This is a genomic window from Actinacidiphila acididurans (assembly GCF_016918855.1).
In the GTDB taxonomy this organism is placed as follows: domain Bacteria; phylum Actinomycetota; class Actinomycetes; order Streptomycetales; family Streptomycetaceae; genus Actinacidiphila; species Actinacidiphila acididurans.
The window spans coordinates 57,834-77,645 of record NZ_JADKYB010000030.1 but is presented as its reverse complement, the minus strand read 5'-3'; the positions used below and the strand labels follow the sequence as shown (position 1 = coordinate 77,645).

At 71.7% G+C, this 19,812-nt stretch carries 29 protein-coding genes and 1 tRNA gene; 10 read left to right on the top strand and 20 right to left on the bottom strand.

The window, feature by feature from the left end:
• Positions 1 to 24: 24 nt before the first annotated feature.
• The 11 genes from ITX44_RS36805 to ITX44_RS36755 all read right to left on the bottom strand — a co-directional run bounded on the left by ITX44_RS36805 (position 25) and on the right by ITX44_RS36755 (position 8,661).
• Positions 25 to 837, bottom strand: coding sequence for a DciA family protein (locus tag ITX44_RS36805; protein ID WP_205363656.1), 813 nt, complete (start codon positions 835 to 837; stop codon positions 25 to 27).
• Positions 838 to 944: 107 nt separating this feature from the next.
• The gene (locus ITX44_RS36800) at positions 945 to 2,129 is read right to left on the bottom strand and encodes a cell wall protein (RefSeq protein WP_205363650.1); all 1,185 of its coding nucleotides are present in this window, start codon (positions 2,127 to 2,129) and stop codon (positions 945 to 947) included.
• Between the two features lie 389 nt (positions 2,130 to 2,518).
• Complete coding sequence (locus ITX44_RS36795) at positions 2,519 to 2,992, bottom strand: hypothetical protein (RefSeq protein ID WP_205363649.1); 474 nt, start codon at positions 2,990 to 2,992, stop codon at positions 2,519 to 2,521.
• 435 nt (positions 2,993 to 3,427) lie between these two features.
• On the bottom strand, positions 3,428 to 3,910 hold the full coding sequence (locus tag ITX44_RS36790; RefSeq protein ID WP_205363648.1) for a hypothetical protein: 483 nt from the start codon (positions 3,908 to 3,910) through the stop codon (positions 3,428 to 3,430).
• Entirely contained in the window at positions 3,907 to 4,332 is a 426-nt protein-coding gene (locus ITX44_RS36785) for a hypothetical protein (RefSeq protein WP_205363647.1), read from the bottom strand. The genes ITX44_RS36790 and ITX44_RS36785 overlap by 4 nt, the downstream gene beginning before the upstream one ends.
• The gene (locus ITX44_RS36780) at positions 4,325 to 4,627 is read right to left on the bottom strand and encodes a hypothetical protein (RefSeq protein WP_205363646.1); all 303 of its coding nucleotides are present in this window, start codon (positions 4,625 to 4,627) and stop codon (positions 4,325 to 4,327) included. Before ITX44_RS36780 ends, ITX44_RS36785 begins: the two co-directional genes overlap by 8 nt.
• A gap of 146 nt (positions 4,628 to 4,773) precedes the next feature.
• The gene (locus ITX44_RS36775) at positions 4,774 to 5,268 is read right to left on the bottom strand and encodes an SLOG family protein (protein ID WP_205363645.1); all 495 of its coding nucleotides are present in this window, start codon (positions 5,266 to 5,268) and stop codon (positions 4,774 to 4,776) included.
• Positions 5,265 to 5,525 (bottom strand): hypothetical protein, encoded by a 261-nt coding sequence (locus tag ITX44_RS36770; RefSeq protein WP_205363639.1) that lies wholly within the window; start codon positions 5,523 to 5,525, stop codon positions 5,265 to 5,267. The genes ITX44_RS36775 and ITX44_RS36770 overlap by 4 nt, the downstream gene beginning before the upstream one ends.
• Positions 5,522 to 6,775, bottom strand: a complete 1,254-nt coding sequence (locus tag ITX44_RS36765; protein WP_205363637.1) for a phosphoadenosine phosphosulfate reductase domain-containing protein — start codon at positions 6,773 to 6,775, stop codon at positions 5,522 to 5,524. The genes ITX44_RS36770 and ITX44_RS36765 overlap by 4 nt, the downstream gene beginning before the upstream one ends.
• The gene (locus ITX44_RS36760; RefSeq protein WP_205363628.1) at positions 6,775 to 8,016 is read right to left on the bottom strand and encodes a hypothetical protein; all 1,242 of its coding nucleotides are present in this window, start codon (positions 8,014 to 8,016) and stop codon (positions 6,775 to 6,777) included. Before ITX44_RS36760 ends, ITX44_RS36765 begins: the two co-directional genes overlap by 1 nt.
• A gap of 87 nt (positions 8,017 to 8,103) precedes the next feature.
• Complete coding sequence (locus ITX44_RS36755; RefSeq protein WP_205363625.1) at positions 8,104 to 8,661, bottom strand: hypothetical protein; 558 nt, start codon at positions 8,659 to 8,661, stop codon at positions 8,104 to 8,106.
• Between the two features lie 369 nt (positions 8,662 to 9,030).
• Here ITX44_RS36755 and ITX44_RS36750 point away from each other — a divergent pair, with 369 nt between their 5' ends.
• Positions 9,031 to 9,261, top strand: a complete 231-nt coding sequence (locus tag ITX44_RS36750) for a DUF6011 domain-containing protein (protein ID WP_205363623.1) — start codon at positions 9,031 to 9,033, stop codon at positions 9,259 to 9,261.
• A gap of 359 nt (positions 9,262 to 9,620) precedes the next feature.
• Here the strand turns inward: ITX44_RS36750 and ITX44_RS36745 are convergent, their stop codons facing one another.
• Positions 9,621 to 10,601: a hypothetical protein gene (locus tag ITX44_RS36745; protein WP_205363621.1), complete on the bottom strand. Its 981-nt coding sequence runs from the start codon at positions 10,599 to 10,601 to the stop codon at positions 9,621 to 9,623.
• On the opposite strand from ITX44_RS36745, the gene ITX44_RS36740 reads away from it, so the two are divergent.
• Positions 10,600 to 11,643, top strand: coding sequence for a PIN domain-containing protein (locus tag ITX44_RS36740; RefSeq protein WP_236062331.1), 1,044 nt, complete (start codon positions 10,600 to 10,602; stop codon positions 11,641 to 11,643). The two genes, ITX44_RS36745 and ITX44_RS36740, sit on opposite strands and share 2 nt — an antisense overlap.
• Positions 11,644 to 11,745: 102 nt before the next feature.
• On the opposite strand, the gene ITX44_RS36735 is transcribed toward ITX44_RS36740, so the two are convergent.
• Positions 11,746 to 11,964 (bottom strand): hypothetical protein, encoded by a 219-nt coding sequence (locus tag ITX44_RS36735; RefSeq protein ID WP_205363619.1) that lies wholly within the window; start codon positions 11,962 to 11,964, stop codon positions 11,746 to 11,748.
• Positions 11,965 to 11,983: 19 nt separating this feature from the next.
• Positions 11,984 to 13,057: a tyrosine-type recombinase/integrase gene (locus ITX44_RS36730; RefSeq protein WP_236062330.1), complete on the bottom strand. Its 1,074-nt coding sequence runs from the start codon at positions 13,055 to 13,057 to the stop codon at positions 11,984 to 11,986.
• 436 nt (positions 13,058 to 13,493) lie between these two features.
• Here ITX44_RS36730 and ITX44_RS36725 point away from each other — a divergent pair, with 436 nt between their 5' ends.
• From ITX44_RS36725 to ITX44_RS36690, 8 genes are all read left to right on the top strand, one after another.
• Positions 13,494 to 14,030 (top strand): hypothetical protein, encoded by a 537-nt coding sequence (locus ITX44_RS36725; RefSeq protein ID WP_205363617.1) that lies wholly within the window; start codon positions 13,494 to 13,496, stop codon positions 14,028 to 14,030.
• Complete coding sequence (locus ITX44_RS36720) at positions 14,023 to 14,259, top strand: hypothetical protein (protein ID WP_307795654.1); 237 nt, start codon at positions 14,023 to 14,025, stop codon at positions 14,257 to 14,259. The genes ITX44_RS36725 and ITX44_RS36720 overlap by 8 nt, the downstream gene beginning before the upstream one ends.
• A 49-nt stretch (positions 14,260 to 14,308) precedes the next feature.
• Positions 14,309 to 14,410: transfer RNA gene (locus ITX44_RS36715), tRNA-Gln, on the top strand.
• A 101-nt stretch (positions 14,411 to 14,511) separates the two neighbouring features.
• A complete protein-coding gene (locus tag ITX44_RS36710) occupies positions 14,512 to 14,829 on the top strand; it encodes a hypothetical protein (RefSeq protein ID WP_205363739.1) in 318 nt (105 codons plus the stop codon).
• 11 nt (positions 14,830 to 14,840) lie between these two features.
• Positions 14,841 to 15,047 carry a hypothetical protein gene (locus ITX44_RS36705; protein ID WP_205363613.1) on the top strand — a complete coding sequence of 69 codons (207 nt, stop codon included), beginning with the start codon at positions 14,841 to 14,843 and terminating at the stop codon, positions 15,045 to 15,047.
• 10 nt (positions 15,048 to 15,057) lie between these two features.
• A complete protein-coding gene (locus ITX44_RS36700) occupies positions 15,058 to 15,243 on the top strand; it encodes a hypothetical protein (RefSeq protein WP_205363611.1) in 186 nt (61 codons plus the stop codon).
• Positions 15,240 to 15,710, top strand: a complete 471-nt coding sequence (locus ITX44_RS36695) for a hypothetical protein (RefSeq protein WP_205363610.1) — start codon at positions 15,240 to 15,242, stop codon at positions 15,708 to 15,710. The genes ITX44_RS36700 and ITX44_RS36695 overlap by 4 nt, the downstream gene beginning before the upstream one ends.
• Before the next feature lie 107 nt (positions 15,711 to 15,817).
• Entirely contained in the window at positions 15,818 to 16,132 is a 315-nt protein-coding gene (locus tag ITX44_RS36690) for a hypothetical protein (protein ID WP_205363608.1), read from the top strand.
• A gap of 210 nt (positions 16,133 to 16,342) precedes the next feature.
• Here ITX44_RS36690 and ITX44_RS36685 read toward each other — a convergent pair whose 3' ends face one another.
• The 6 genes from ITX44_RS36685 to ITX44_RS36660 form a co-directional block, all read right to left on the bottom strand.
• The gene (locus ITX44_RS36685; RefSeq protein WP_205363606.1) at positions 16,343 to 16,669 is read right to left on the bottom strand and encodes a hypothetical protein; all 327 of its coding nucleotides are present in this window, start codon (positions 16,667 to 16,669) and stop codon (positions 16,343 to 16,345) included.
• On the bottom strand, positions 16,666 to 17,094 hold the full coding sequence (locus tag ITX44_RS36680; RefSeq protein ID WP_205363604.1) for a hypothetical protein: 429 nt from the start codon (positions 17,092 to 17,094) through the stop codon (positions 16,666 to 16,668). Before ITX44_RS36680 ends, ITX44_RS36685 begins: the two co-directional genes overlap by 4 nt.
• 1 nt (position 17,095) lies before the next feature.
• A complete protein-coding gene (locus ITX44_RS36675) occupies positions 17,096 to 17,377 on the bottom strand; it encodes a hypothetical protein (protein ID WP_205363602.1) in 282 nt (93 codons plus the stop codon).
• A 55-nt stretch (positions 17,378 to 17,432) separates the two neighbouring features.
• On the bottom strand, positions 17,433 to 18,326 hold the full coding sequence (locus ITX44_RS36670) for a glycoside hydrolase family 25 protein (RefSeq protein WP_205363600.1): 894 nt from the start codon (positions 18,324 to 18,326) through the stop codon (positions 17,433 to 17,435).
• A 292-nt stretch (positions 18,327 to 18,618) separates the two neighbouring features.
• Positions 18,619 to 19,467 carry a C1 family peptidase gene (locus ITX44_RS36665; protein ID WP_205363598.1) on the bottom strand — a complete coding sequence of 283 codons (849 nt, stop codon included), beginning with the start codon at positions 19,465 to 19,467 and terminating at the stop codon, positions 18,619 to 18,621.
• A 64-nt stretch (positions 19,468 to 19,531) separates the two neighbouring features.
• Positions 19,532 to 19,786: a hypothetical protein gene (locus ITX44_RS36660; RefSeq protein ID WP_205363597.1), complete on the bottom strand. Its 255-nt coding sequence runs from the start codon at positions 19,784 to 19,786 to the stop codon at positions 19,532 to 19,534.
• Positions 19,787 to 19,812: the final 26 nt, after the last annotated feature.

Genomic DNA, 19,812 nt, shown 5'->3' with positions numbered 1-19,812 from the left:
CGCCCGGTTGTGCTGGGCGCCGGGTCAGGCGGTGCGGTCGAAGGCGCGCGGCACGGCGGGGGCGCGGCCGGCCTTCTCGGCCCGGGCGCGGGCGAGTGCCCGGGCGTGCGGGTCCTCGAGGCGGTCGGCCTGCTCGGCAAGTTCCTGGGTGAACGCCAGGGCCTCGGTGAAGGCGGATTCGGGCTCGCGTAGCACGGGCGGCGGCAGTTCGGGCCGCTTCCTTTCGGGGTGGGAGTTGGCCTCGCGGAGTTCCGCGAGCAAGTGCTGGGCGGCTTGTAGGCCGGGGGAGGCGTCATCGCGGGTGCGGATGGGCGGGCCGCCGGGCTGGCCCGGCGCCGCGGTGGGCCGCTCCGGGACCGGCTCGCCGCCGGGGTGGTCGGGTTCGGTGGTGCGTGGCCGGCCGGGCGGCAGGACCCGCACGGTGGCGACGGTGTCGGTGCCGGTGCGCTCGTTGAGCGTGGCAGCCAGCCGGGGGGCGGTGAGGCGGAGTTGGGTGGCGGCCGCGGGGGAGACGGGCCGCAAGAACAGGGTGCGGGTCTCGGCGTCGTACCGCTCCGGGGCGGCGAGGCCGGCTGCTTCGGGGGCGAGCTCGAACCAGCGGACGATGACGCGGGCGCCGTCGGAGGGCTTGTTCCAGCCGTAGGTTTCGGCGAGCCGGTCCAGGACGTTCCCGAGGGACTGCGGGTCGCGGGCGGTGTCGATCGCACGGGTGCGGGAGACGCGGCGCCGCGGCTTGTGTGCGGGGCCGGCGCCGGTCTGGCGGGCCCGGGCGCGGGCGGCGGCGAGCATCTGCCGGGCGAGGTCGACGCCCGTGGGTTCGGATTCGGTCGGGGGCATGCCGGGGGTGTTCCTTCCGGGAGACGACTGAGCAGTGGGTCGGGGCGGCGCCGCAGGCGCCGGGCGGCGGCTGGGCGTAGGTGGCGGGACGCGGGTCGGGCCGGGGGTTACCAGCGGGCGGTGAACCGGGCGCCGGAGGCATTCAGGCGGGTGGCCATGGACACCAGGCGGGGCCCGTACAGGTCCAGGGCGTCGTCCTCGCCGTAGTCCTCGATGTGGTCGACGACGATCTGCGGGTCGTGCCAGGCGTCCTGCCGTGCGGTACGGCGGGTGACGTCGGTGCGTACGTCGGCGCCCGTGAGTGCCGCAAGGGCCGCCTGCCGCTGGGTCCAGGCCCGCCACTCCGCGTTCGCGCTGGGCTCCACAGCGGCGGCCGTCTCCGCGTCCCTGGCGGCCTGCTCGGCGAGCCGGACCCGGATGTACGCGGCGGGCTGCTGTGGGCGCCAGGTCAGCCACCAGGCCCCGAGTTCGGCGGCGATGCCCTGGGCATCGAGGCCCTGGTCGATCAGCGGCCGCAGCGCATACGCCAGGCGCCGGATGCCCTCGGCCTGCGTCCAGTTCACCAGCGGCCGCACCTGCGCGGCGATTCGGCAGTCCCGCGCCACCTGCGCCGGGGAGCGGCGGGCACCCCCACCCCTCTCGCTGCGCTTTTCTCCCCGGCCACCGGCCGCACGCTTCGAGGTGGTGGGGGGAGTGGATTCGGTTGTGCGGCTCGCGCGCTCGCACGAGGTGTCTTTACAACCACCCACTACCTCAACCTTCTGCTCTCCTCCCTTAACCACGTTGAGGGAAGGGGGCGCACAGGGTGCGCCAGCAGGCCCTGCGCTGGAGTTATCCACAGGTCCGGGCTTCCGCAGGTCCACCACGATCCGCGCTCCGTACCCGGACCCGATGACCCGGTGACCCATCGCCCGGTCGTACACGGGCGGGATCACCGCGGCGTACACCGTCGCGGTGCCGGCGTACCCGGGAAGGCCCAGCACGCGGCGGATGTTCGTGCGGGTCCCGTGCTGCGCCCACGCCAGCGCCCCGAGTTCGCGCAGGATCTTCACGTGCCGCTTGACGGTGGCCCGATCCACCCCGAGCCGAGCGGCGGTCTCATCGAGGCAGTACCGCACCTGTCCGGAGTCGTAGTCCATGCGGCCGGCCAGGTCCTCGGCTACCCGCAGGGTGGTGGCCCCGGCACGGGGGTGCAGTCCCGCTGCGATGAGCCACACCACCGCGCGGAGCCACCGGCGCGGCCCGCTGCGCCGCGACGAGGTGTGCTCGACCTCCTGGGCCGCCCCCGTCACGAGCGGGACCGGCCCCCCACTGTACTCGCACGAGCGTTCGATACCAGGGGTGAAGGGGCCTCCCAACGAGGGGGAGAAAGGGGGCAAATCGTCCGACGCGAAAGCGTCGGGCTGACAAAAGAGGGTGCCGTACTGCACCATGTACCTCGTCTCGTTCGACTTGCTGGAGACACAAAGAGCCCCCGTGCTGGGTGCTCGTGGTTCGGGGAGAACCGAAGTCGCGCTCCTCGCGGGGCCGGTCGCCAAACCGGATCCGTACGGAGCGCCTTAGCCCAGAGATGCGATCTGGGCAGTGGCATGAAGGCCGCGCACGGTGCGCCAACACCAGCGGCCAGGCGGTAGAGGAAGCCCCCCGCCAAGGGGGCTACGGACCTCCCGCCCTACGGGCCCTACGTCAAACGGTCTCCTTCACGTGGTGGAGCCTTGTCCTGGCCGGCTTCTCCGGCGAGGAAGTCGTTGCGGAAGCCGCCCCGTTCGGCGACCCGCAGCATGCCCCTGCTGCCACCAACTCGGTCCGGTGGCCTGGTCGAGCTCCTCGTTCCAGGCCGCCTCGTAGTCAGGGTGGCTGCGCCACATGCGGGTGAAGTACCGCTGGTGGTGCAGGGGAAGCCGTGCTCCGGGTGGCAGGTGTAGCAACGCGCCCAGGAACGACCTTGGTGGTCGACGTAGCAGGCGTGCAGCGTGACGGCCAGGCGCAGGGACTCCACGCTGATCACGGCGGCCTCGCGGGCCGAACCAGCGGGCATCGCCTTGGCGGCGGCGAGTTCTTCGGCGAGGCGGGCGTACACGAAGTCTTCGGCGCGGAACTCCCAGCCGTGGTCCGGGTCACCGGGCGCGAGGTAGCCCTCGCGCGCCGCGGTCACTGGTCGCTCGGCTCAGCCAGGGTTTCGGCCGACCCCGTCAGCGGTGTGATCTTCACGCTGGAATGGCCGGTCTTGGCGGGTGGCCCCCAGGGGGACCGGGTACTCTTCAACACGTCGACACCTCGGGCTTGAGTGTGTGTCGGCACCGGCCCCGCGGCTGTACCTGGTGTTGCGAGCACCAGGGAGCGGGGCCGAACCATTTTCTGGACTTGTGCGGCGGGCCACCAGTTCCCCTCTGTGGGGAGCGCGGCTCCTGCCTTGGGCGACAGCCTAGCGCGTGACCTCCCGAAGCGCCCGTTCTCTGCACGGCCGTGTCGATCGTCTGACCGGTCGCCAAATACGCAGCTCATCACACAAGTCCGCGTCCACTGAGGGTGTCCTACCGAAAGCGGCGGAAAATAACAGGTGCAGGCGGTGGCACCCCTGCGGGGTCGACTACGAGGCTCTGGCGAGCGGAAAGACTTCCGGACTTCCGGGAGTTGCCTGGTCAGGTGCCCGATGGGGTGGGGGCTGGTCGGGGTCGGGTGGTGGCGGGAGGGGTACAACGGGTGCCTCCTTGCGGGCGGTTGCGGTGGGGGTTTTCGCGCGGCGCCGGCGTTCGACGCGGGCGGTGTCGGCGGCCACCGTGCAGATGGGGCAGCGGCAGCCGAGGTGGGTGTAGCGGGACTCGCCGTGCGGGAGGCGGGCGTACCGACCGGCGACCGCGGCCTGCTTCTCGGCGTCGCGGAATCCAGGGACGCGGGTGTAGGCGTCGCGGACGGTCCGTACGGCCACCCCCGCCGCAGCGGCTGCCTCGGCCTGAGTGGCGCCGTCGGCGCGGGTCTTCAGGTAGAGCTCGCGGGCAGCGGTGTCGAAGAGGGCGACCCGGCCGCGTCCGTCACTCCGGTACCGGCGGCGTGCCGGCTGCGGGGCGGTCACGGGCGGGCCCGGTCGGTGTCGTGGTCCGCCGGATGCCCGGCGCCCCGCGCGGCGGCGGAGTGGGCACCGGCCGTGGGGAGGAGGGCGGCCATGGTGTCGTACGCCGCGGCGGCCAGCGCGGCGTGGGCCTCGTCCAGGTCGCGCCGCTCCCAGGCGGGTCGGCCCGCGAGGCGCCCGGCGTGATACCCGACAGCCAACGCCGCATCCCACACCGCCCGCACGTGCTCGGCCGGGATGTGGGGCCACAGCAGCTCCGGGAGGCGGTCCGGCCGGGCGACGTGGGCGAGCATGCCGGCGGCGATGAGGGCGGCGAGGTGGTCGGCGGAGGCCCGGGCCCGCGCAGCGAGGATCCGGTCCGCTGCCTGGTCCGCCACCATCGGGGGCGCCGCGTCCGGGAGGGTGGTTGAGCGGGGGTCAGCCATCGGTGCCTCCCAGAGGCGGATCGGATCGGTGCCCTCCGTGCCCCGCGGTGGCCAGGGCGGCATCCACGACCACGGCGGCCGCCTGGGCGAGCACCGCCGCCTCCCGGCCGGCGCGCACCCGTACGGCCCGGGCCTGGTCCTCCAGCGCGGTCACGTCCCGGGCCCAGCAGGCTTCGGCCAGACGCGCCTCGGCGCGCTCCCGCAGGAGAGTGCGCCGGTAGGTGATGCACCGCCAGGAGGCGGCAGCCCACGCGGCGGCCAGCGCCGCGCAGACGATCGGATAGAGGTAGAGCACGGCGGTTCACCGCCTCTCAGGTTCTCGGGGTGGGCGGGGTCAGGTGGTGTGGCGGCGGATGCGGGGGCCGAGCCACAGGCCGAACAGCAGGCCGGCGGCCGGCCAACCGATCGCCAGCCACGCCCACCAGGGCAGCGTTGAGAACATCAGGGGAACCTCCGTACGGGGATGTGGGCCGCGGTCAGGCGGCGTAGGCAGTCGGCGGTGCCGTGGGAGTCGTGCGGCCGCGGGCGGCGACAGCCGGGCTGGGTGCACGGCACGATGAACGCGAGGGCGAGCAGCGGGCGACGGTCGACCATCTGCTGGTTGCGGCGCCCGCCGGCGGCCGGGCAGAACTCGGTGCCGCCCGCTCGCCGCCGCCGGTGTCCGGCCGGGCAGGACGGCGCGCACGGCCCCTCCCAGTCCGCCTCGACCAGAAGGTGCCCGACGCCGTGGTGGCGGTGCCGGAACGCCCACGCTGCGCACGCCGCGTCCGCACCGTCGACCCCGCCCTCCATGACCGTGATCCCGCAGTAGCCGGCCTGGAGGGCGTCGTGCCACGTCTCCAGCAGCACCGCGCCGATCAGGGCGGTGTCCGTGAAGGCGCGACTCCCGAAGCCGAGGACCAGGGCCGGGCCCGGAGTCTCGGCGACGATGGTCACGGGCTCCCGCTGTGCCCTCGCGGCGCCGGCGGGATCTGGGTGAGGAGTCCCGTCAGGTCCCAGTGCAGGTCGTCACTGCGGGCGGCGATCGTGACCGTGATGGTGGTGTCGGAGCCGGTGTGATCCAGCAGGCGCCCTTCGAGAAGAGCGGCGACCTGTTCGGCAGTTGCCCGGTCGAGGGGTACGGAGTCGCCGGTTTCTTCCAGGAGGCAGTCGGTGCAGCCGCAGCCGGGCGGGTCGATGGCGCGGACCGTCATGCCGCGTCACCGTCCTGGTCGGCGGTGCCGGTGAGGATGGCGTGCTGGGCTGCGGTGATCAGTCCGTTGCTGAGCCAGCCGTCGGTGACGTCGAGCTGGCCTTCCATGGGGGCGCAGCCGACGCACAGCCGCTCCATGACAGGCTTGGCCGGATTTCCGGCGGGGGTCTGTACGAAGTCCTTGGGGGGTGCCTGGCCCCAGCGGTTGGCGGCGATGCCGGCGGCGCGGACGGCGCCCTCCCAGTGGTCGATCATCTTGCCGTTGCTGGGGTAGAAGAAGCTGCGTTCGTCCTTCTCGTTGGGCTTGGCGTAGGCGCCGCAGGCGCAGTCTCCGGACATGTGCAGGTGTTCGGTGACCTCGTTCCACGGCAGGGCCTCGTCGCCGCACATGCGGTGCGGCTGATGCTTGTGGTTCTTGGTGCAGCGGTACCGGGACCGGTACTCGCGCATGTGCGCGTTGGTCCAGTGCACGAGCGGGGACACCCACACGATGCCGCCGTCGACGTCGATCTCCTCGGCGGTGCGGAACCGCTTGTCGGACTCGTCCCAGCGCATCCCGCCGATGTACATGACCTTGCGGCGTACCCCGTCCCGGCCGACACGCTGCCGCCGGAACTCCTGCAGCGGCTGGTCCTTCAGTCGCATGTACATCACGTTGTGCGGGGTGGACTGCTTGCGCCCGTCTGCGCTTTGCGTGGCCGATGCCGGCCCGGGGAAGCCGACCCACACCGACCGCCCGATGTTCGGGCCGCGGGTGGACCGGACGTTGCCGAGGACCAGGTCGAGGTAGGTGACGCGCGGGGTCAACTCGTGAAGGGGCATGCCCCATGCGGGTACCGCTTCCCGCACGTGCTGAGTGGTCTCTTCCACCGCCGTGCCGGTGTTGACGTGGACGATCCCGCCGAAGTGGGGGCGGAACAGGGCCCGTTCCTGCATGTACTTGCGCAGGATGTGGATGGTGACGACGGAGTCGTTGCCGCCGGAGTACAGGCCGAAGATCCCGGCCAGCTCGCGGGGCCCGTAGTCGATGACCTGTCCGGCGCGCTTGCCCTTGGTGATGGTGGTGGTGGCGTTGCCGGTGGAGAACTGGACGATGGCTCGGTCGAGCAGGTCGTAGGTCCAGTCGATGGCCTCGTCGAGGGTGCGGGCCTTCCATGCCTCTTCGCTGGCCTTCGGGGGCTGAGCGGCGGTGACGTCGGGCATTCCGTCGAGCATGTCGGCCTGCGGTCGGCGTGCGTTGCGGCCTGTCATCAGGCGGCGCTCCTTCCGGTGTCGTCCGTGTCGGTGGAGGGGACGAAGTCCAGCTCGCGGAAGCGGCGGTCGAAGAGGAACTCGAAGCGCATCCACTGGCCGCCCCACTCCTGCGGGCCCTCGACGTTGTGGTCCAGCAGTCCGAGGCGGCGGACCTGGGTGAGGTCCTGTTCCAGCAGGTGCGGCTTCGTCCAGTGGAGGAAGACGCGCCGCACCATCCGGTCCAGGGCCTCGCTCTCCCCGTCCGGGACGTCGTCGCTGTCGTACGGGCCGTCCGCGTCGCCGCTGCTGTCCGTCTCGTCGGGGGCGTCGGGGGTGCCGTCGCCGAAGTCCTCCTGGCGCGGCTCGTCCTGGTACGGCTTCTCATCCGGGGCCTCCCCAGGCGCGGGAGCCCCCGTGTCCTGGTTCTCCTCGCCCGCGGCCCCAGGGTGCAGCTGGCCGGGCGGCGTGGTGCCGCGTTCGCCGGTGTCGTTGCCGGTGCGCTCGCGCAGGGCGGCGATCCGGGTCTCCAGCAGCCGGCCGAAAGGCTCGGCACCGTTCGGGCCGGGCAGCACCACGTCGGCGAAACCCTCCCGCGCGGCGCGGCCCAGGAGGCCGGCGAGCCGAGCGGCGTCGTCCCACTGGGTCTTGGACCAGTTCACGACCCGCTCGGGCACGCCCACCGCAGTCCGGACCGCGTCAGGGCGGCCGCGCCGCGCCGAGGACTTCCACAAGTCCAGGGCCATCCCGAACCGCATCCCGGCATTCCGGATGGCGTCGCCGATGACCACCTTGGTCGCCTGGGCGCCGCGCTCCTTGCCGCCGGCGTCGCCGTACCCGAGCCGGGTCACCCCGGCGATGGTCAGGCGGATCCACATGCCCCCGTAGTCATCGATTCGGGGCAGGCCGTCGCGGTTGAGAGCGACCGGCTCCCAGCCCCAGAACGGGTCGTGGGCCAGGATGCGGGCGGTGGCCTCGGCGTGGCCGACGAAGTCCAGGTCGGTGTGGGCGACGGTGACGGTCTGCCCGCATCCGGTGCAGGCCACCTTGTGGTGGTTCGGGCATACCCCGGCCGGGGACTCCTCGCAGGCCCGGCAGTCGATCCCCGGGCGGGTGGAGATCTCCTCGTCCGGGAACGGCGCGCACACGGCGGCGAGGATGGCGCGCTGCTCATCGCGGGTGTAGCCGCCGGGGTTGTCCTGAAAATGGGTGTGCTGAAGGGGGCCGCCCGCGTCTGCGGGGGCCTGGGCGGGTGACGCCACAGTGATCTCCTGCGTATGGGTGTTGTGGTGCGCGGCCGGTAGTGCGGGGGCTGGTGGCGCCGTCCAGTCCCCGCGCCGGCACACGGGTTACGCGGTGGTGCTGCTCTGCTCCTCGGCGGGCAGGCCGTAGGTCTGCTCCAGGGCGAGGATGGCGACCCGCTCGGCGGTGATCCGGAAGCCGCGGGCGGCGATCTGGCCCTCGTCCTTCCCAAGGTCACCGGCCTGCTGCCACAGGTCCGCCGGGACGCGCACCGCGATGGTGGTCTTCGTGGTGCCCGTTCCGCGCCGGACCCGCTGCGGCGCGGGTGGGGTCCAGTCGCCGGCCACGAAGTCGGCGAGGCTGTCCCGGACGATCGCGCTGATCCTCTTGCCCGCCTTGTCCTCGTCGCCCTCGACGTCCTCGAGGGCGTGGGCGCGGACGTGCTCGGCGAAGGCCAGGCTGACCCGCAGGGCCTGGGCCGGTGTGCGGCCGTGGCGCACCTCGTTCTGGCGGGCGTTGCGCTTGGCCTGCTCCTCGGCGTACGCGATGACCTTGCCGATCGGCCCGGCCAGGTCCGGCCGGCCCGCCTGCGTGAGGACGTCCGGAACCTCGGCGACATCGGGAAGGAGCGCGAGCAGGGCGGCGTGCTTGGTGGGCAGGGGCACTCGGGTGCGTCCTTTCGGCGGCCGGGGTCCGTCCCGGCGGCCGGGCGGACGCCCGTGGGTGGAGAGGGTGGGCACGCCCAGTGTCCTCCTTCGGTGCATACACGCGCTCTCAGGGTTCGCGCGCCCGGGGCGGTCCCGGTGTGCCACCACCATACCCGGTAAATGAATACACGCACAAGCATTTACGGTGTGGGTGGGCCCCCGAAAACACGAAAGGCCCCACCCGGACCAACCCCGGACAGAGCCTGCACCCACGAACACACGCCGCATACGACGCGGCCAGCGTACCCAACAACCTCCCGAACCCACCAGCACCCGAATTCCCGCCGGCGAAAGGCGCCCACCGCGAGGTGGTGGTACACCAGATTCATGCAGGACCAGCCCCAACTCCCCCTGCCCGAACCGCCACTGGACCACCCGGCCACCAGCCCGGCGGCCGCGCGGCTACGGGTCGAGTGCGCCGACTGCCATAGGCCCCTCATCGACCACACCTCCCGGTCGTGGGGTCGCGGCCCGGGCTGCCGCGCCAAGCACGGCGACCGCATCCTGCGCCGCACTGACGGCCACCACATCGATCAGGACCACATCCCCGGCACCTGAACCACCGCATCGCCGGACCGCTCCGTACGGCCGGCCGCCGTTCGCGCCCGGGCGCGCCTGCGGCCCGCGCGCGAACGGGGGGCGACAGCGCAGCGGGCCGCGACGGCACCCGGTGGGGGTCTGGTGCCAACTCCCCAAGGGGGATGGGGAGGACAGCCACGCTAGACCCGCCCGCCCCCCACGGGAATCCCCCGAACGGTGCAAATATCTACGCCGACCGCACCCGGCCGCCCGGACCCACGCCACCCCAGGCGCCGGGCATCAAAAAAGAGGCGACCCCGACCCGGGCACGCCCCTCACATGGAGGTGATTGTAGATCATCCCCACGGCAAAACCCAGCCCCCGGCCGGCCCCGGTCCCTACGCGCCCACCGGCGGTGCCGGCGCGGCCGCACCCGGGCCGTCCGGCAGCGCGACCGCCCGCCGCACCTGCTCCAACGTCGTCGGCAACGGCACCCACCCGCTCCGGCCCGCCATCAGGCCGTTCAACGCCACCGCCCCCCGCCCGTACGCCTTCTGAATCCCCTGCGCCTTGAGGGGGAACCCCGGCTCCGGCTGCCACTGATTCGGGCGCAGCGACACCCACAACGCATCCGGCGCCGCCCCCTCCAGCGGCGCCACCAGCCGACGGCGCACCCGCAGCCACCGCCGCACCGCCACCCCCGTCCCCTCCCGCAGCTCGCACACCTCCTCGTACGCCAGATGGTCGCCGTTCTGCGGTACCCGCCGCACCAGCAACCGGCTCTCGCCGGCCGCCAGGTCCGGCAGCCGCATCGACTCCAGCTCCCCCGACCGGGCGCCCGTGTCCAGCACCACCGCCATCATCGCCAGCAGCCGCACCCGATCCTCCGGCGACAGCGACATCCCACCGCCTTCCACCGGCGCATCCGACGCCATATCCACCAGCCGCCGGTACAACACCGCCAACTGCCCCGGCGGCACGGTCGCCTTCGGCCGCGGCTGCTGGACCTCCGGCAACCACACGTCCCGGCCCGGCACCACCACATCCGCGAGGATCCCCAGGCAGTCCCGCACCACCCGCCGCGTCGGCGCCGCCAACGGCCGCACCGTCCCGTCCCCGCGCGACCGCAGGCGCCCGGCCACCGCCAGCCCCCAGAACGCCCGCAGCGCCGACTCCTCGAACAGCGACGCCACCGCCCGCCCCGGCCGCGGCGCACCCTTCGGCCAGGCGCCCAACGCCAGATCCCACATGCCCACGACCATTCGGAGCTGCCGGGCCCGCGACGCCGACACCTCCCCGGCCGCCGCCAGCGCATCCACACGCCGCTCGAGCACCCGCACCGACGCCACCCGCCGCGACCGCTCCACCATCTCCGCCATGCGCACAGCGTCCCACGCCCACCCCTGGCAGGATCAGCCCATGCTCATCACCCCCAGACCCGGCGCACACCGCAACAACATCCTCGACGCCCTCCGCGACGTGCACACCACAGCCATGAACGCCCGCGGCGCCGGCCCCTTCAACTCCTACCAGCGCCTGCTGCACTACCTGGAATGGGCCACCGACTCCGCCCGCCGCCTGCGCGACCAGATCAGCGACGCCGACCTGGACCACCTCATCTTCACCCGCCGCCACGCCGCCCTCCTCGACGGCGTCGGCCACCTCGCCGGCGCCGATCAGCAGCGCCTCGTCAACGGCCTCGTGGATCAGGAACTCGCCGAACGAGAACTCGCCTTCGCCGCCGCCTTCATGGACCTGCAGAACCAGATCGATCGCTGGGACGGCCAGCAGGCCTTCGTCATCGCCGACACCAGCTTCTACGTCCAGCACCCCGTCAAGTTCGACCAGGTCGACTACCCCGAACTGCTCAGGACCGTCCCGTTCGACGGCGTGCACCTGCTCCTGCCCATCGTCGTGGTCGATGAACTGGACCGCCTCAAGGAGGGCAAGCAGCGCGCCCGCTGGCGCTCCGGCTACACCCTCGGCGTCCTGGACAACCTCCTCAACGACACAGGGGCCGGAACCCTCCAACCACCGGACCGCAGCACCCGTGCCGGGAACATCAGGGGAGCCATCACTACCGAAATCGTCTTCGACCCACCCGGCCACACCCGCCTGCCCATAGCCGACGACGAGATCATCGACCGCGCCCTGGCCATCCAAGCCCTCGCCGGGCGCCGCGTACGGATCCTGACCTACGACACCGGACAGGCCACCCGGGCCCGCACCGCAGGGCTGCTCGTGACCAAACTGCGGGACGACGCCGGCACCGGCGACGAACCCGACTGGGCCGCGCTCGAGGTAGCCCAGACCCGGGGAACCGGAGGCACTCGGCAGGCCCGCCGGCAAAAGGGCGCCGAACCCGCGGCGGGGCCAGCAGAAGATCAGAAGGAGACACCGGGGCCCGGGCCCCAGGCGTGAGCACCTCTGCCGAGTCGGTAGTCTCCACGCCATGGCAACCGGACTGTGCATCGCGGCCGCGGCCATCACCGCCGCCGCCGCGGCGCCGCCGATCGAGGCGTCCTAGGCCACGGCCACGGACGGGCAGTCGGGGCACGACCACAGGTGACCGTGCGGAGCGCCCCGCAACGGGCGCTCGTCCGGATCGGCCCGGCTGCGCCAGCCCAGCTCGAACAGCGCGTGCAGCCCCTGCTCGTACACCCCGCTGTTCCGGTCGGGCCGCTGCGCGGTCGCTCCGCAGCTGTCGCACGTGACGAGGGGGTCTCGGTAGTCCGTGGGCACGTTGCCACGGTATCGCGTGTCACGCCAGGCCGGCGGAGGCGTTGTCCTCCCAGTCGTCCACGGTCCGCATGTACCCCAGCATCGGGCGGCTGTTGGGGGCCCATCCGCCCTGTCGGGCGATGGCGACCGCGTCCCGGCCGGCCTTGCGGCTCTCAGTGGCCAGGCCAGAGCGCAGGGAGTGTCCGGTCCAGCGCAGCGGTACCCCGGAGCGCACCGAGATCCGGGCGACCGCCGCGGTGACCGCGTCCGGGGACATCACTCCGCCGACGCGCCCCCACCGGTCGATGGCGTGGAACGCCGGATCCGAGGGCGAGTTCAGGTCAGGCCGGGCGGCGTGCAGCGCTGCCCGCCACTGCTGCCAGGCCAGCACCGGGCACAGCGCCGGATCCTTGGCGTACGGGACGGCCGGATTGCGCACCGACTGCTTGGTCTTCCCGGTCAGGATGTCCACCCGCAGGCCCTGCGGATGGACGGTGATGTCGCCGGCGAGCAGCCCGGCCGGTTCGGAGGCACGGCCGGCGACGTGGAAGGACAGCAGCACCAGCGCGAGGTCACGCCGCCCGGTCAGGGTGTCGTCGCACGCGGCGGCGATGGTCCGCAGGCCCTCGATGGTGCCGGCCGGGGCCTTGCCGCGGCCGCGGCGCTCCTTGGCCTTGAGGAGCTTGACCGTCAGACCGTCGAGGGCCTTGCGGGCCTCGGCGGCCGCATCCTTGGACACCTCGTGACCGCGCTCGCGCAGGCCGACCACCGCGGCGGTCAGATGGGAGCCGGCCGAGGACGGGGCGTACCCGAGCACGCCGCCGGGCCCGGGCGTCTGCCGTCCCTCGCGGAGCATCCACGCGACGAACGCGACCAGGGCGCCGCGGGAGCCCTCGGTGACGGGGAAGTCCTGCGCGGCGCAGAACCGTTCCCACACCCGCCAGCCCTTGCTGTAGGTGTCGTCGGTGTTCTCCGGGACGATCGCCTCGGCGACGGCGTCGGCGAAGTCCTCCGCGTCGGCCAGGCGCCCGGCCATCTCGATGCCGTGGCGCTGTGCCCACCGCGCTTCGAGTTCGGCCCGCTCCGGTGTACGGACGGCGATCTCCCGGCCCATGGTCCTGACCCTTTCTCACGCCCGGTGTATCACCCAGGATATGAGAAAGTTATCCCGGGTGACACCCCGACACGCAGCCGGCGTTCGACTCGTTCGAATCTTCCCCAGGAACGATCCTAAGCAGCGGGGCGCCGGGGCCACCCGAAGCCGCTCCGCGTGCAGCACGTGACTGCAATGTCGGAATCAGGCTGCTATGGGGGAAATTACAGAAGGCTACCGTCGGTCACACCTGACGAACCGCCAAGCCCGCACCGTCGGCCGCCCGCTGAGCGTGTCCACGCATAGGTCTGAGTTATGCGCTTCCCTCAGAGCGATCCTCCGGTGGCCGGTGATCCCGGGCTGGCCGGGCCGATGCGGGCGGGTCCGCCTCGATTGACAACTATGCATCACGTGATGCATAGTTGGGGTGTTGGCAACAGCTACGGAGGAACCCCAGATGAACATCACCCTCGACCTGGAAAGCGGCCCCGTGGAGATCCGCATCCACCGCTCCGACAGCCACGTCTCCATCTTCGCCATGCGCGGCAACTACCAGCTCGGGATGGCCACCGACGCCATCCAGCCCATCAACGACTTCCTCCGCAAGAGCCTCGGCGACAAGGGAGCAGACTGCACGCACCACATCGGGACCGCACTCCTGACCCCCGAGCACGTCGCGCAGATCAACGCCGCCATCGCACAGACCACCGTCGAACCCCTCGGACTCGCCGGGCAGCGCGCGGCCCTCGCCAGCAACCTGGAGAACATCCGCGACACGATGACGGCCGCCCAGAACGCCGCCGCGGACAGCGAAGACGGACTGGACAGCTACTACCTGAGCGGACAAGCCGAGCGGGACGAAGCGCGAGAGGAAGCCGCCGAGACAGCCCTGGCGGCATTCGACCAGGCGCACCCGGAAATCCTCGAACAGCAGGCCGCAGAACGCCGCGCCGCCCACAATGAGGCACTGGAACGGGCGCTGTTCCGTGACTGACCACGAGTTGTGGTCGGCCGTCGAAGTCGCCGCATACCTCGGCATCCAACCGGGCAGCGCCCGCGGCACCCTGTCCCGTTGGGGAGTCAAGGCCGTCCGGCACGAGCCCGGCACCTCCGGCCGGGTAGAGGCCCGCTACGACGCCGCCGAAGTGCGCGCGGCCGCCGAAACCCGCCCCGGACGCGGCCGCCGCACCGACCTCACGGCGGAACATAGGACAGGCCACTGACCCACACCATCCGGCGGCGTTGGGCCGGCCCGAGTACCCTGCCCCCAGGGAACGGCGTAGCTCAGCTTGGCAGAGCGCTCGGCGCCCGGGCCGCCCGTGGGCGCGCCCACTGAAGGAGAGGCCGCGGGTTCAAATCCCGTCGCGTTCCCCAGAAGCCCCCGGCGACGGCCGGGGGCTTCGTGCTGCCCGTCGGACTCAAACCCTAGAAATCTTTGGATTGCTTGACTCACCTTGGATAGCTAGAGTGATGGCATGCCAGACACCACCGCCCAGCCCACCGGCCGCTGCTACTGCGGGTGCGGCCAGACCATCGGCTACGGCCGGTACTTCGCCGCCGGCCACGACAAGACCGCCGAAGCCGCCTTCCTCGCCATCCACCACGACGCCTCCGTCGCCCAGATGCTCCACGCCCACGGCTACCGGCCCGTTGCCGACCGCGACGCCGAAGGCTCGGTGACCAAGACCGCCGTCGACAAGGGACTGTGGCAGGAGTGCCCGCGCGGCTGCGGCTACCGCGGCGCCCGCGAGAGCATCAACAACCACGTCAACCGCTACCACGGTGAGAAGTGAGGACTCCGACCGTGAGCCGCACCTACCGCGACCTCGCTCAGAAGGCCCTTGAACGCGCCGGTCAACAGATGCGGGAAATGCCCACCGGAGACGTCCGGCCCGACGTCATCACCGCGCACGCCGCTCTCGTCCAGGCCACGGCCACCATTGCCCTCACGCAGGCCCTCCTGTATGTCGGTGACACCATCTCCCAGGCCGACCACACCATCGAAAAGTGAGGACACCGACGTGAACGACCAGAACCGGCGGGAGCCTCCCGGCCCCCTCAGCCCAGAGGCCCAGACGCGCATCCTCGCCTTCTACGACCAGATGAAAGCAGAGCAGCGAGAACTGGACGGCAAGCGCATCTGCTGGTGCGGCCAGGAAATCCAGCCCGGCCAAGACCACGGCCTGTGCTACCCCGGAATGGAATGAGGACGGCCGTGCTGGACATCGACACCTGCGAGTTCGAGACGGCCCCGCTCACGACCGGCGAACTGGCCGCCATCCACGCCTACGAAGCCGCGGTCGCCGGCAGCGGCATCCGCGACTGCTTCGACTGCTTCGACGTGGCCTCGGTCCGAGACCACGAGACGGAGTTCGGCCAGGACGCCACCCGCATCATGCTCCGCGAGTACGCCCGCTACCTGAACACCTGGTACTTGGCGCTCGACACCCTCCTCGGCGACGGACTCACCTGCACCACCCAGGCCACCCGCTACAGCACCGCCATGATCCGGTACATCACTGCGGCCGCTGACGACTACCACCGCACCCGGCAGGACTTCGAGCACACCGTCACCACCTGGACCCTCGCACTCCTCACCGGCGGCGCGGACGCCGACTACCCGCCGCCCACCCGCTCCCTCAACCTGCCCATGCAGATCCTCAGCGATGAGTGAGCCGGTCACGCCTGACGACCCACCACGGCCGCTGCCCGCGACCGCGCGGACGGCATGCTGGGCACCAGCAGACTGGGCACCAGCAGAACCATCGAGAGGCGAGGACGATGAGCGACGGCAGCGGCATACCTGGCGGCTTAACGCCCTGCCGCAAGATCAGTTACCCCGACGTCGAGACGGCCACCTGGTACAAGCCCTTCCGTGAGCAACGGCTCGGCGTAACGCTGTGGCCCTACCGCTGCCCGTCCCGGGCATGCAAGCCCTGGGGCCGGTGGCACCTCACCAGCAAGGGCGACGTGCGGGCCCGCAAGGCGGCGGCCCGGCGGGCCCGGCGAGCCGAGCGGTCCGCTGAACTCGCCCGCTGGTACGACGACGGCGGCATGAACCCCGCACTCGTCAACCGCCAGAGCGCGGCCACCTGAACAGACGCCCGGTCAGGTTCGGCAGGTGACTGTTCTGGCCTGCAGGTTCAGCGGAGTGGGCCCGGGCTGATCACGGGCCGCCTGCACCTGTTATTTTCCGCCGCTTTCGGTAGGACACCCCCACCGGGCACGCCGAACGACACCGGACACACGAAGTGCCCCCGCCCAACCCCCAGAGGGGCCAGACGGGGGCACTCACGCACCCGGCACTCACAGGCCGATGTCCTGCAGATACGGCAGAGCCTCCTCCGGAACCGGCGGCTGCGCCGGTGGCTCCATACCGGAGTCCCGGACGAACAGCACCAGCGCCCGGACCCAGCCCTGCAAATGAACGATTGCTGCGGCCTGGCCGCGGATCGTGGCCTCCTGCCGGGTCACCCGGCCATCGAGGCGCTCGAACTCGCGGTCCATGCGCTTGGTGACGGCGGCGAAGTCGTCCCGCCGTTCCTGGCGGGGTGTACGGCGGGCCGTGCGGGCGACGCCCAGCGTGCCAGCCGAGGTGATGACAGCGACAACAACCGTCGTCCACTGACTCATGGAGATCCCCTTCGGGGTGGTTCGCCCGGCTCCTCCCAGCCAGCGCACGCCGCCGGGACACCAGCGAGCGCGGCGAAGATCAGCGCCGAGACCCAGCCGCGCGGGTTCTCGCCCTGCGGCCACCAGCTCGTGAGGAAGCTGAGCGACCACGGGAGCCAGACCAGCACCAGCACGGTGAAGCCGGGCCAGTCCCGGCCCTGCCGCAGCGGGGCGCACAGCACGGCGATCCCGCCGGCCGCGGCCAGCGTGTAGCCCCAGCCCTTCAGCGGCATCAAGCCGAGCAGCAGGCGAAGCCCGATGGGGTGCGGCACCGGTGGAGTGGTGATGAGGCTGGCGCCGTACAGCAGGGCGATAGTGCCGAGGAGGACGAGGAGCGCGCCGCGGTGGCCGACCCGCTGGGCAGCGCGGCGCACCGCGGCCCGCACGTCAGGCCCTCGGCTCGGACCGGACGGCGCGCGGGGCGGTCGCGGTCGACGGGTAGGCCGGCGGACGGGCCAGGCCGAGCAGCCACCCCCACGCCGGGGAGACGTGGGCCTCGAGGATGCGGAACAGGGTGTAGTACCCGGCGGAGAAAGCCGTGCCGAGCCAGAGAGTCAGGGCGGACGAGTCCACGCCGATCCCGGCGTGCGACAACAGCGCGACGACGGTGCCGACGATCAGCGGCACCACCGTGCGCCACAGGCTGGCCAGGGTGTCGTACAGGGTCATAGCAGTACCGTTTCTGCCGATCGGAGCACACGCGGCCCCGAGGTGGAGGGTGGGATCAGTTCTGGAGGCGCGCGGCCAGGTCGGTGGTCACGCGGTCGGCGATGCCGTTGATGAACGCGGTGTTCGAGGCGAGCGCGGCGGCGATCTGCCCGACCTGCGCATCCGCCAGTACCGGGGCCGCGGCCTGGGCGACCTGGCCCGAGACCTTCTGCGCCCACGAGTTGGCCTGCGCCGCGTTCTTTCCCATGTCCCAGAGGATCGCCGCGAGGCGCTTCGTGCTGTTGTCACTGGTGGTCGGGTCGTCCTCCAGGTAGTTCAGGATCGCGTCACGCACTGCGGGGACGAGCGCGGCGGTGAGTTTCTGCACGTCGGCGTCGGTGATGGCCATGTCGTTCTCCTTGGCGTGCGTCCACGCCGCGAAGTCCGCGGCGGAGAGAGGGCTGTAGTCGCGGTCGATGCCGCCGGCCTCGCTGTACTGGTGCAGCACCCACGCGTGCTGGATCCGCGGGTGGCCGGCCGGGGCGTCCGGGTCGGCGATCCACAGGCCATCCCCGGCGAACGAGGAGTGGTCGCGGTTCAGCCAGAAGTCCCGGTTGCAGTACAGAAGCACCTGATGGGCCGGGGCCTTGGCCTGCACGTACTTGATCCACGCGTCCTTGTCCGCGCTGCTGACCCCGGTGTCCTCCCAGTCCAGGGCCAACACGTCACCCGGCTTCAGGCTGATCTTCCGCAGGAAGAAGTCCGCCTGCGCCTGCATCCCGCCGGGCCGCGCGAAGTGGTAATGCCCCGGCACGACGTTGCCGGCCCGGGCCGCGGCGAGCTGCGAGGTGTACCGCGGGTTCACGTACCCGCCGCCCTCCGTCGCCTTGATCAGCACGAAGGCCAGCCCGGCGGTGGACGGTGACCAGTCCTGGTACGACGCCCAGTCCTGGCCCTGAGAGCCGGTCATACCGAGATCCACCTTCCGCCTCGGACGAATCCATGCGTGCCGCAGCACGGCCACAGCAAGGACGGCTCCATGTGCAACGGCTCACGGGAGACGAGCGTGTGCTCGGGCGCGGCCTGCGCCATCCACCGTCCCTGCTGCGAGCACCAGTGCCAGAACCACGGGTTGGGGTCGTCAGGCTCCGCCGTCAGGTCCGGCCCAGGCCAGCCGTAGGCGATCGTCGGCGCGAGGTCGTGAACCTCTACCCACCAGTCGCACCACTGGCTCGGTGGCGTGGCAGCGTCCTTGACGCTCATTACACCCCCAGCCCCGTCAGGGCGCCCCGCACCGCCGCGGCCACCTGCGCGCCCGTCACCCCGGCCGGCACCGGCGTCGGAGTCGGCGCGGGCGCGGGGCTCGCCGTGAACGCGGGCACCAGCACATCCCCGCCGTTCGCCAACAGCGTCCGCAGGTCCGCGCCCGCGAAATAGCCGCGCCCCTGCAACCCCCACGTGGTGTCCCACGAGTTGTCCGGCCACACCTCGTCGTTCGCCAGGTCGTACTCGCGGACCACCATCTCGTGGCCGCCGGCCAGCCCCGACGAGACGTCCACCACGATCCGACCGTCCGCCTGCGGCTCGAACATCGAGTTGTACCAGGGGATCCCGATCAGGACCGGGCCCGACTGGAGCGCGGACAGCAGCGCGTCGTACGAGTAGGCGTGCGTGTACCCGGAGAACAGGCCCAGCGCCTGCCCGGACTTCCCGCACGCCAGGGACGTCGAGCCGGTGTCGTCGCCGGGCATGTTGCCCTTGATGCTGTCCAGCAGGGTGTTCAGGGTGTACACGTCCAGGGCGAACGTCTCGTCCAGCGTGCGGATCCCGGCCGTGAAGACGCCCTTGCTGTCGGCCTTCACGGTCACCGTGGCCGCAGCGGTGCGGCCGACGGAGTCGGTGCCGAGGGCGCCGGTCTCGGCGTTGCCCGTGCAGGAGCCGATGTTGCCCTGGTTGAGGATCGGTATCCGGCGCGTCCACGACACCGACTTGATCGCAGACTTCGGCAGCACGCCATGCGCGTACGCCAGCGACCGCGGGTCGTGCTCGATGTGGCGACCGAGGCGACGGCCGCTGAGCGGGCTGGTTTCGTTGAGGAGCTGGACGTGCACAAGGCCCTCCGGGGCATACGAAAGCCCCGGCCGGGACGGCGCGGGGCGGAAAAGGGAAAGGAGGTCAGACGAAGGTGGGCGGGTTCGAGGTCAGATCGCCGCTCCACGAGGTCGTGGACATGACGGACTTGAAGATGGCCACTGAGCAGGTCACCCCGGGCGCCCACACGATGCCCCTGATGGCCTCGGCGACAGCCAGAGCGACAGCGTCGGTGGCGCCGGCCTGACTGGTCAGGGTGATGCTGATGCCGTCGGAGTTCGACGCGTTCCCGGCTGATCCGCTGATCTGGTACTGCACCATCTCGGTGGTGTCGCTCACGATGCCTCTCTCGGTGAATACGAAGG